7 protein-coding genes are annotated in these 11,655 nt (G+C 42.7%); 3 read left to right on the top strand and 4 right to left on the bottom strand.

The window, feature by feature from the left end; genetic code table 11:
* Nucleotides 1-7 precede the first annotated feature (7 nt).
* From minC to minE, 3 genes are all read left to right on the top strand, one after another.
* Nucleotides 8-856, top strand: a complete 849-nt coding sequence (gene minC, locus I3252_RS01930) for a septum site-determining protein MinC (protein ID WP_238034039.1) — start codon at nucleotides 8-10, stop codon at nucleotides 854-856.
* Nucleotides 857-1,306: 450 nt separating this feature from the next.
* Nucleotides 1,307-2,122, top strand: a complete 816-nt coding sequence (minD, locus tag I3252_RS01925) for a septum site-determining protein MinD (protein ID WP_045444058.1) — start codon at nucleotides 1,307-1,309, stop codon at nucleotides 2,120-2,122.
* Entirely contained in the window at nucleotides 2,122-2,412 is a 291-nt protein-coding gene (gene minE, locus I3252_RS01920) for a cell division topological specificity factor MinE (protein WP_055124765.1), read from the top strand. The genes minD and minE overlap by 1 nt, the downstream gene beginning before the upstream one ends.
* Before the next feature lie 109 nt (nucleotides 2,413-2,521).
* Here minE and I3252_RS01915 read toward each other — a convergent pair whose 3' ends face one another.
* The 4 genes from I3252_RS01915 to I3252_RS01900 form a co-directional block, all read right to left on the bottom strand.
* Nucleotides 2,522-3,049 carry a cytochrome b gene (locus I3252_RS01915; RefSeq protein WP_055124766.1) on the bottom strand — a complete coding sequence of 176 codons (528 nt, stop codon included), beginning with the start codon at nucleotides 3,047-3,049 and terminating at the stop codon, nucleotides 2,522-2,524.
* Between the two features lie 146 nt (nucleotides 3,050-3,195).
* A complete protein-coding gene (locus I3252_RS01910) occupies nucleotides 3,196-3,711 on the bottom strand; it encodes a hypothetical protein (RefSeq protein ID WP_238034038.1) in 516 nt (171 codons plus the stop codon).
* Nucleotides 3,712-3,728: 17 nt separating this feature from the next.
* The gene (locus tag I3252_RS01905; RefSeq protein ID WP_238034037.1) at nucleotides 3,729-4,733 is read right to left on the bottom strand and encodes a chemotaxis protein CheB; all 1,005 of its coding nucleotides are present in this window, start codon (nucleotides 4,731-4,733) and stop codon (nucleotides 3,729-3,731) included.
* The gene (locus I3252_RS01900; RefSeq protein ID WP_238034036.1) at nucleotides 4,723-11,631 is read right to left on the bottom strand and encodes an Hpt domain-containing protein; all 6,909 of its coding nucleotides are present in this window, start codon (nucleotides 11,629-11,631) and stop codon (nucleotides 4,723-4,725) included. Before I3252_RS01900 ends, I3252_RS01905 begins: the two co-directional genes overlap by 11 nt.
* Nucleotides 11,632-11,655 lie beyond the last annotated feature (24 nt).

The following is an 11,655-nucleotide window of genomic DNA, read 5'->3' as shown; positions in this document are numbered from 1 at the left end:
TTTATATATGACAGTTTCAGATAACGACAGCCAAGGCTCGATCGCCGCGCCAGCATTACCAGCATTGGCATTTTATGGCAAAATGCTGACTTTTTCACGTTTGCAATTTAGCACAGATGATTTAAGCGAGATAGACGCCCAGCTTGCCGCAACGCTTAGTAATAAATCTAGCAATATCCCCATCCTTATCGATAGCGAGGTTGAACAAGATCTCTCAGCATTGGTAGAGCTTTTATGGTCGTGGGGCTTACAGCCTATTGGCGTCGTGACTGGCACACTAGATGCGCAAGCCCGTGAACAGCGATTGGCCATCTTCCCTGCTGATGGCAAACGTATTGAGCGTATTTTACCTAGCAAGAAAGCTGCACCTCAAGTAAGTAAAGCTCCCGATCATAAACATACAGAATCAGCCAGCACCAATTCAGACAGTAACAATGATACTGCAGTCATCAGCGAGTCAAACACAGAAACAACCATAGCAAACGCCACAGCAGAGACACTGATGAGCGTTGAGCATATTACCAGCCTAATTTACGATCAAATGCTACGCTCAGGACAAAGCCTGAATCACGTGGGCGGTGATTTGATTTTGACCAATAGTGTCAATAGCGGAGCGGAAGCGATTACCGATAATAGCTTGCACGTTTACGGTCGTGCCCAAGGACGCTTGGTTGCTGGCGCTACCGGTGACAAAGATGCTCGTATTTTTTGTCAAGTTTTTAACCCTTCTTTGGTGTCAGTGGCGGGAACTTATTGCTTACGAGACAACTTACCTGAGCACGTGATTGACAAATCTGTACAAGTAAGATTTGTAGAAGGTGAAGGCTTAGTATTTACGGTAATGGATGACGCTTAAATCTTTTGCCGTTAAGAACGATAAATGCGTCCGTGATTTTTATAAATGTAGACAGGCTAAGCCGATTTTCATCATACATGACGCTTATTAAAAAACGTTTATTAGAAAATCTCAATAGTAGACGTTTAGACAGCGCATTTAATATTATAGTAAGTTTATTTAACAAAACTGTTCTATGATGAATCGCTAGCTCTGCCACTATCTACACTACTCGTCAGCGTCTATTTTATTATTCACAATAGGCAATATTGACCAGAAAATTCTAGGTAGCACCGCTTTGTGATCCATATATAAGCTGTTTTTCTGCTTTACTATGGACGTGCTATAAATTTTTGTTTATTTATGCTAGGCTACCTTCGCAGGTAGTGTATATATAGCATGTGAATAATGTGCAATTGCGCTATTTTTTTATATAAAAGATATCCCATTGATTCATAGGAGTGTGCCATTGTGGCGAAGATAGTTGTAATCACTTCAGGTAAAGGCGGTGTGGGCAAAACCACGACAAGTGCCTCTTTTGCCGCAGGTTTAGCATTGCGTGGCTATAAGACAGTCGTTATCGATTTTGATGTGGGTCTACGTAATCTAGACTTAATCATGGGTTGTGAAAACCGAATTGTTTATGATTTTGTTGATGTCATCACTGGTAGCGCACGCTTGTCGCAAGCACTGGTCAAAGACAAACAGCTTGAAAACTTGTATATCCTACCCGCCAGTCAAACGCGTGATAAAGACGCCCTGACAGACGAAGGGGTGGCAGAGGTCATGTCTGAGCTGTCTAAACAGTTCGACTATATTATCTGTGATTCACCAGCTGGTATTGAGCGCGGTGCACAACTCGCCATGTATCATGCTGATGAAGCGATCATCGTCACTAACCCTGAGATTTCTTCAGTGCGTGACTCAGACCGTATTATCGGTATCTTGCAAAGCCAGACCAAAAAGGTTGAAGAAAACCAAGGCTCTGTACGTGAGCATTTGATTATTACTCGTTATAATGCTGAGCGCGCAGCCGCCAACGAGATGATGGACATTGATACCATCTCAAATGATATCCTAAAAGTTCCGTTACTTGGGGTCGTCCCTGAAAGTCACTCAGTGCTTGAAGCATCTAACCATGGTGAGCCAGTTATTCATTATACCGATTCAGTTGCTGGTCAATGTTATGATGACATCGTCGCCCGCTTCTTAGGTGAAGAACGCCCACTACGTCATATTGACGTGAAGAAAAAGAGTCTATTACAGCGCTGGTTTGGAGGTCAATGATGACGAAGAAAAAAGGATTTTGGAGTAGCCTATTTGGTACTGACGACAGTGGTAGCGCAGGTAGCGCTAATATGGCTACTGAGCGTCTTAAGGTTATCGTTGCGAGCGAAAATCGCTTAAACAACCGCTTAACAGCTGATCGTATCGAAAAAATGAAACGTGAGATTTTAGAAGTGGTCAACAAATACGTCAATGGCGTACAGATTGATGATGTGAATATCAATCATCGTTCTGAGGACAGCCTAGACGTATTAGAGATGAATATCAGTCTACCTGAACACAAAAAATAAGCGCTGTCTTAGAAAAACAAAAAAGCCCTAAGTATCATGACTTAGGGCTTTTTTATATTGCATGAAATAGTAGGTTTACCTATAGCAGCCTACGATTATTTTGATACCATTATTTTATACGCGCTATCAAATTGTCTTTTTTGACAAACTGATGATATAGAGCAGCTCCGATATGAATAAGTGTGAAGGCAATAATGGTCGGCCAAATAATATCAGTATGCAGGTCATTATAAAAGCGTGCCAACCCTCTATCTGGTGTGACAAATACAGGGATTTGAAACAAGCCAAAAATATCGACGGGGCGTCCACCATAAACGGACATCAGCAAACCAGCTATTGGCATTGCAATTAATAAGGCATATAAGCCAAAATGCGACAGTTTAGAGGCTAATAACTGCCACTTTGGCATCGGTACAGGTGGCGGCGCCTTAATAAATACACGATTAAGCACCCGTGCTATCATCCAACATAACAAACTAATACCAAACGCTTTATGCAACCCAATATAAAGATTGTTATCCAGATTATCGTACAACAGAATCATTATCCACGTAACCAACAGTAAAACTGCACTGATCCAGTGAAATATCCGGCTGCTGACTGGCCACTTTGACACATTTGAATTGCTACTATTCATGAGCTGTCCTATTACCCTCATCACTAATTACCTATCATCAATGTTATAGACAAAACAACCACTCATTCAACGATTAGCAATCATCAAAGTAATTGGATAACCCTATTTCTCTGATAGTGAAAAATAACCCTGATATAAGCGAGATGCTAACTGTCTAAATCGACCAACTGATGCGCAATTTTGTCTAAATCGGGCACCAAATAAGCCTTATCATCAATCATAACCGTTTGGAAAAGATAGGATAGCATAACGTTTTCATCAAAAGGTAGGGCTGTTTTGTCGCTGTCTATATTATCGGCATGCTTAGAGCTGTTAAATTGCTCAGGAACGTCAATATCTTTGACCTCAGAAATACGCACTTGTCGCTGGTGCAGCTCGCCTGCCGTTTGTAAAGCTAAACGATGATCGGTAGTATTGCCCTCTAATACAATCATGGTATCTGGCATTTGATCCTGTGGTAGCAGATGACATACTACTACCTTTTGCTGCTGCCATTCATAGGTTGCCGTGCGCTCATTATAATCATCCACACTCAAAATCAGGCTGCTTGGAATAAGCCAGTCAGGTTGGTCAAATGCTGGCACAATAGTGACATCAAGCATACCGTTATTTGTGGTCAGTAAACTCACTGCCTCAAACGAATGTTTCAAAATTTGTTTCATACATCGCTCACAATCAGTTAATGCAAAGAGGCTACTACTAATCTTTCATCAATATAATCTGTTAGTTTTTGTGCTAAATCGGCTGGACTGCCAATAAAACCACAATACCCTGAATCAATAATCGCCTGAGGTTGACTTGGGCAAGCGCTTAAGCTGGGATCTTGTACCCACAATTGACTGTTATTCTCTTGAATGAGATCCAGATACTGCGAACCATCATTACCCATGCCGGAAAATATAATATTGATAAGCTCGCTACCATAAACGTCGCTGGTGTTTTTGAGAATCTGACCAATCGCGGGCTTATACTCACCCTCCCAAGCTTGCTCTAGCAATATGACTCGACCGGTAGAGTCACAAACAATTTGCTTATCAATAGGAGCTATAAGACACTGGCCTGCTCTTAAACGCTGCGAAGAAGTAATCACCTGACAATGCCAGTCATTATGGCGATTCAGGATGCGTGGCAGTGTGCCAATCATCGTTTTATTAAAATGGTGCGCCAGCAAAATACACACCGGTAGCGTCGCCGACAAGTTATCCAAAAATTCTTTTATAGCACTCGGCCCGCCCATAGAAGCACCCAAAAATACTACGTAGCGCCAGTCTGCATCAGCATTATCAGGTTTGTGCACGGGTGCATCCATTAAAACGGGTAATGCCAGCATATGTGCCAGCTTACGCTTTAATTTGCGCTGCCATTTGGCATATTGCGGCGCTTCATTTAGATAAGGTGCTTGACTAAAACCCACCAACACCGCAGCAGGTTTAGACGCCGTGGTCGCGGCTACCACATTGTCGTCGTAATCACTATCTATTAGCCAGATGTCAATCGAGGTATCAGAGCGCCCCTGTTTTTCTTGCAGTTGCGCCCGTGACATACAGCCAACAAGGCTAAAACCACAACTGCGTACAGTATCTGAAAAGGCCATACGCTGATGATGGTCTTCTGCCACTACCATCACCTTAATATCATCCTTGTTTTTTCCTCTTAGCGCCAAAACACGTGCATTATCCGTCATAAGTTACGCTAACCTTTTGACCAAGTATGTGCTGGATTTTATTAAGTAGCTCTTGTTCTTGGAATGGCTTACCCATGTAATCATTCACACCAATCTCCAGTGCACGCTCACGATGCTTTTCACCTGTACGTGATGTGATCATGATGATTGGGATATGTTGTAAGCGCTTACTGTGTCTCACTTGAGTAGCCACCTCGAAACCATCCATGCGTGGCATCTCAATGTCGAGCAATATCATGTCTGGTATCATGTCTTGTAATATCTCAATCGCATCGATACCATCTTTTGCCACCGCCACAGTAAACCCTTGGCGTTCTAAGAAACGTGACGTCACTTTACGTACGGTAACAGAGTCATCAACCACTAAAATAGTAGACTTAAACTCTAAACGACTCCGTTTAGAATCAGCAGATTGTGAGATATTTTTGACCAACTGCGCATTACGCATCAAAGCAATCAGGTCTAAAATAAGCATTACTGAACCATCGCCCATGATAGTCGCTGCTGAAATACCTGGTAGATTCGATAACTGTTGTCCTAGAGGTTTGACCACGACTTCAATACGTGACCCTGCAATCTGATCAACCTGCAATGCAATATTTTGACCGCTACGATTCTTGATGATAATAAGTGGCAAACTGGTATTGGTATTAACTACCAGCTCATTCAGTTCGTTGCCTGACAAAATCTCATTTAAATAACGCACTCGATAATCAACATCTTCAAAGTTCAACGTTGCAGCGCCTGACTGGTAATAGTCATAAAGCTTCTCTGGATTAATCCGTACCACACGCTCAATCTGTACCAAAGGTATCGCATAATAACGATCCGCGGCACGCACAACCAATGCATCAGATACCGCAACCGTCAGTGGTAAGCGCATCGTAAAGCGTGAGCCTTTGCCCAGCTCTGAAACAACTGATACAGCACCACCTAATTGACGAATCTCGCTGATGACCACGTCCATGCCCACGCCACGTCCAGAAATCTGCGTTACTTGCTTACTGGTACTCAATCCAGCATGGAAAATATACTGCATGATATCAAGATCAGTTAGGCTATTATCATTTGCATCAATCAAGCCTTGAGAAATGGCTTTGTTACGAACGGCTTCTACATCGATGCCGCGACCGTCATCTATTAACTGAATAACAATCTCACTACCTTCTCGATTTACCTCAAGAGTAATACGCCCACTACGCTCTTTACCTGCTTTTAAACGCGTTGAGGTATTTTCGATACCATGATCGACAGCGTTACGGAGCATATGTTCAAGCGGTGAAGTAATACGCTCTAGAATGGTTCTATCCATCTCATCATCGGCATTGATGATCGTTAATTCGACAGATTTATTCAGCTCATTGGCAGTTTGTCGTACGATACGCTCAAGACGTGGCGTTAAGCGCGTAAACGGCACCATACGTGAATTCATAAGCCCATCTTGTAACTCGGTCTGTGTACGAGACAGTTGTAATAAAAGGCTTTCACTGTCTCGTGTTTTTTCTAATAGAGTATGATTAATATCAATCAAATCTGAGGCTGACTCTGTCAAAGATTTGGACAACTGATTTAAAGAAGAATATTGATCCATCTCTAGAGGGTCAAACCCTTCATGATTAATCAGCTCATCGTCTATCTGCGACAAGATCTGCGCCTCAAGCTCGATTTCCATTCGGCGTAACTGATCAGCTAAGCGCTGTACCGTAATACCCATATCTTCGATACTATTGGTCAAGCTACTCATGCCCATATCGATACGAGCACGGTTGATGGCTGACTCACCAGACAGGTTAATCATATGCTCGATCAAACCACCTGAGATACGAATCATCTCATTATTATTGGCACTCTGATCTTCCTCACCCGTACTGCTGAGCATAGAGGGCATCTCGCTAATATCTTTTGCCAGATACTGTGAGTCTTGCTGTTCTCTAGCAATAAAGAGCGCTTCATGCTGCGATTGTAGGGATTCTTTAGGGATTTGCTTTAAGCTGTCAGGATTTTTACTAAATTGCTGCAATGCCTCAATCAATAGCGCAGGCGTCGGTGGATTGACATGTTGTCTAAGGATAGATATTGCATCAGCAAGCCAGTCATGACTGGCAACCAGCAACTCCAATACTTTTTTGGTAGCAGGACGACGATTATCTACAAAATCTGTATAAACCGATTCCATTTCATGTGCCAGATCAGCGATACCAGCTGCGGTGACCATTCGTGCACCACCTTTGATAGTATGCAAATCACGCTGCAATGCCTGTAATGCTGTCGTATTATTGGTATCTTTTAAGAACAGTTGCAAATACTTATTACGATTGGTGAGCTCCTCAGCCTCTTCTAAAAACACCGACAATATATCAGGATCTGGCAAACCATTCGCCCATGACTGTTTAATCATCATGTCTAGGCTCAAGGTATCAGATACGTCAGCGCTGAGGTGAGCGTTGTTAGCCACCCTACTTTGTGCTTCAGGTTCGAAGCGGGTTTTCGGTATAGGTATGATTAGCTCTACCGTTTCTGGCAAGGCTTGGGCTTTTACAAACTGTTGTAGTTGCTCAATCAGCGCTGAGGCAAAAAATGATTTTTTATGATTTACGATATGCAGTACTTGCAACGACATTGTGTCTTGCACTATTTGCATTATTTCAAGCCATTGTGCTGTCGGTATTCTTCTATTCTCTACAAATGCTTCATAGACACTTTCAGCTTCATGGGTCAGATCACCAATACTACGAATACCTGCCATTCGCGCACCACCTTTGATAGTGTGCAGATGGCGCTGTAAAACTTTTAACGCATTTATATTGCTTATATCAGTACGCCACTTATTAAAACTCTCATCCAGCGCGGCATCGAGCTCTTGAGCTTCTTCTAAAAATATCTCTAATAGCTCAGCATCAGTATCAATAGATTCAAGCTGTAGCTCAGGTGCTGCAACGGCTCTCACGACAAAGATACCCTCATCACCATTGCTATCATCGTCTTGGTAAATACGTTGTAGATCTTCAATAACTTGTTGATCAATCTTCAATGACGTGCTACCAGCCAATGCATCGAACAAACCAACCAGTTGAGCATGACCAGCGTGTAAAACCGACTGGGTATCGATATTTCTTGCTGTATCAATATTATCACTCAAATAGGCATAAGCGTGACCCAACTCATTGAGAATAAAAGTGAATTTTGGAAACGCTTTTGCTTTATTGGCTAAGTAAGCTATTTGCGATATTTGCTGCGATATATAGCCCTGAACATGTGCTGTCTCAGAGTGATTAAGTGCGTCATCTAATTCCCACTCAGCATCCAATAGTTCATCAATATTATTATCCAACAACTGCTCTATCGTTGGTTTGTTATCAGCCGTGACCTTATCATCGCTAATGACGTATTGATCACCAAGCATGGCTTGCAATGAGGCTATGTCTTGCTGACTTTGTGCATCTTCGATCGATATATTTTGCGGCTGAACGTTTTGCTTGTAGTTGTTTAAATAACCGTCCATTAGCGTAGCAGACTTCGCCAATGCTTCTAGATGTTGAGCATTCATCGCAGTATCTTGCTGCTGTAGTAGCTCTAAGCTATGCTCTATCGTTGCGCTAACCTCGCTGATCGCTGCTAAAGCGCTAGAACCTGAAGCCCCTCGCAAGGTATGGAATGCGCGTACAATCTCATCCGTCACTTCAATATAAGACTGATCTTGATGCTCATCAACGAATTGGTCAATATCTTGCAACAGTCCTTCTGCTTCGTCGATAAAAATCTCACAAAACATTTTTTCTTCTTCGCTTTGCGGTGCTAAATAAATAGGCGCTTCTGCTATCATTTCATTGACAGAATTAATCGTCTGCAGCGTGGTATCTATCGCTGTATTAAGATTATCTTGGGTCGGGCTATGCTCATCAATAGCAGGCGATAGTACTGACGCTTGGATGGTCTCATCCTCAGAACTATTTGATGCTTGCTCATACAAGGCAGAATAGCTAAATTCGTCCCCTTGCTGTTTGCTGTAGGCATTGGCGCATGCGATCCATAAAGGCACCATCACCGGATAGTTTTGGCTGTCATTTTCAAATACTGTTAGCATCGCAGGATAGGCAGCTAGCACATCCGCAATAAGCTGACGCATATCTGTTGAGACAGTCACACTATGATCCAAAATGCGATTAAGCATATTTTCTATAGCCCAAGCCAGCTCAGCCGTATAATTTGCACCGACCATACGACCGGAACCTTTTAAGGTATGGAACCCACGACGAATATCCACCAATCCGCTTAAGTCAGCTGGCAATAATCGCCAATCTTCATATAAAGGTACAATCTCAGCCAATACTTCATCAGCTTCTTCTAAAAATATCTCTTTAATATCAGGATCGGCATCATGAGCATCTGCCGCTAGCTGCTCGGTTTCTTGCATAAAGGGTTTGAGTATCGCTGGAATATCAATAGCAGATAAGTAAGCAACAGCAGTGCTCTTTTTACTATCAGCAGTTGTCTCGTTTGACTCATTGCTCATGTCGAGAGCACTTAGCAATTCAGCATCATCATCAAATGGTTGCGATAGTTCTAATGCTGAGTCTGAATCAGCAGTGACAGCATCTAATATGGTCAGCCCAGCATTGATAGGTTGCTGTGTCATGAGATTATGGCTTTGTAGAATAGTGACAGCAGGATCAAAGCTTGGAGATTGTTGCGCTTCAAAATCTATCACTAATGCTGGTAGCCGTTTTGCCGTATCCATCACCAGATTTACGACGTCATCTGTGACAGGCAGCGTTTTATCTAACAGACGATTGAGCAGATTTTCGATTGACCATGCCATCTCGCTGATGCTAAAAGCCCCAACCATACGTCCTGAGCCTTTTAAGGTATGGAACCCTCTACGCACTTCAGTGAGTGGGGTTAAATCCTTTGAGTCTTGCTGCCAGATAGGTAAAAAGTCTTCTAAATCAGCAATGACTTCCGTCACCTCTTCGATAAAGATGTCACGAATCTCTGCGTCCATCTCAAAATTATCAGGCTTAACTTGTTCACGAGCACGCGTTAATGGTTCACTCTCGGTACTATCATCATCAGCCGCATCTTGCCCTACCACACGCTCATTATCTACATCAGTCAAAGCTTGGTTAGCAACATCATTTTGACTATTAGCAGGAGCAATCTCGCCACTATCATCGTAACGCAATACGTTGGTCGCTACAGATTTTTGGGTAAGGAAAGTGTCTTTAATGGTCTCTGGCGATGCAATATAATGAGTAAGAAGTTGGGCGGCAGTCGCAGTATACTCATTTGCCCGCATTAATAGCTGCTGGTCAAAAACCTGCTGTGCAAGGTAGTCAAGCAACAATTCAATAGACGTTAGCCCTTCAGCCAATGCCTGAGTCACATCCCAACTGAGTACCTCAATCTCATGAATGGTCAATTGTGTAAATATGCTTGCCATATCATTCATGGTTTGGCGAATTGATGGCAATCCCATGTCGGCAAAAGCATCACCAATATCGGTAAAATCAGCAGCAATGGGCAGTAAGTCAATGTCTTGACGCTGTACATATTCATGAAAGCTTTGTTTGACATCTTCTACCGCGATGCGCAGCTCACGTAAACTTCCACCAACAGAAGCCGTCGCAGGACTTTCTTCCGACTGCGTCTCAATAGCTTCAAACGTTGCAGACAATGTCGTAAAAGAAGCGGCGTCCCCTATCTTGAGAGATATCGTCTGTTCGGTATGATAGATAGCGTTATATAGCTCTTGAAGCTGACGCTCAATCTGCCATTGTTCTTGCGCAAATCCTGTTTCTGATGATAGAGCCTGCTCTATGTCTGTAACAATTGCATGTATTTGCGACACGTAATAAGTCCAACCTCGACCTTCGAGTTGACTTTGTATTTTCTGTAAAGGAACGAGAAGCGTGTCTGGCTTATCCAAAGTAAAGATAAGTGTCTCAAGCTCACTGAGTATACGTGGTAAAAAACGTGATCCTATTGACGACGTTTGCGACAAATTATTTAGAAGTGACTGAGTGCGCTTGCTACTTTGAGCAAGGTTATTTAGTTCGATATACACCTTTATGGTTAAGCTTCGAATAACGCTTGATGATAACTCAGCTTGCTTAGTGCGAGACTCTATTACTTGATCCAGCTGACTTAGCAATGACGCATAATGCTCAGGTAATGGGGTATCATTATGAGCAAGGTCATTTAGCCACAGTTCCGTTAAGTACCAAAGGCGTTGTAAGTCATCATGTTGAGTGGTCTGCCATAAGTATTGGCTGACTCTTTCTAGTGTAGTCAATAAGGACGGTTGATTGGTATTGGCACTCAATAACGCTTGTACTTGCTGTCGCCAAACCAGTAATAATTGTTGATAGTGATAATCAGCTAAATGCGTCGCCGTTCTATTCGCCGGCATCATCACTTCGATGCTATTGATAGCATCGATAATATGATCATCGATAGCATGATTATTTAGATTATTATGCTGAGTATTCGCCAAGCTGACCGAGATATCTAGCGCTACCCCCAGTTTCGATAGTGCTTGAGTAAGCTCGTCAGCAGCATTATCAATTAAAATGGTGTTGTGATTACCCATACCTGCGTATTGATTCAATTCACGCTGTAGTAAGCGATGAGAAAACTGACCAATGCGGCGGTCGTTAGCAGAAATACGATCGCGACTGCTAACGTCTGCCAGCAAGCTCAGTTTATTGGCAATATCTGCTAATAAATTAAGGCGAATCATCGTTAGCGCGCCGCCAACCTGATGATAATGTTGCACCATCTGATCGTAATCAGTGCTATCAGCGTCTAACTGCCAGCCATCAGATATCTGTGATAATTGCTGATTAAACAGTGGTAATAACCACTCAAGCGTCACTATGTCATTGGGCTGGTTTTTCATAGGGTTATCCTAACTTGTCTAGGC

Source organism: Psychrobacter sp. Ps4 (assembly GCF_022129285.1).
GTDB lineage: Bacteria > Pseudomonadota > Gammaproteobacteria > Pseudomonadales > Moraxellaceae > Psychrobacter > Psychrobacter immobilis_A.
This window is presented reverse-complemented; position numbering and strand designations above follow the sequence as displayed.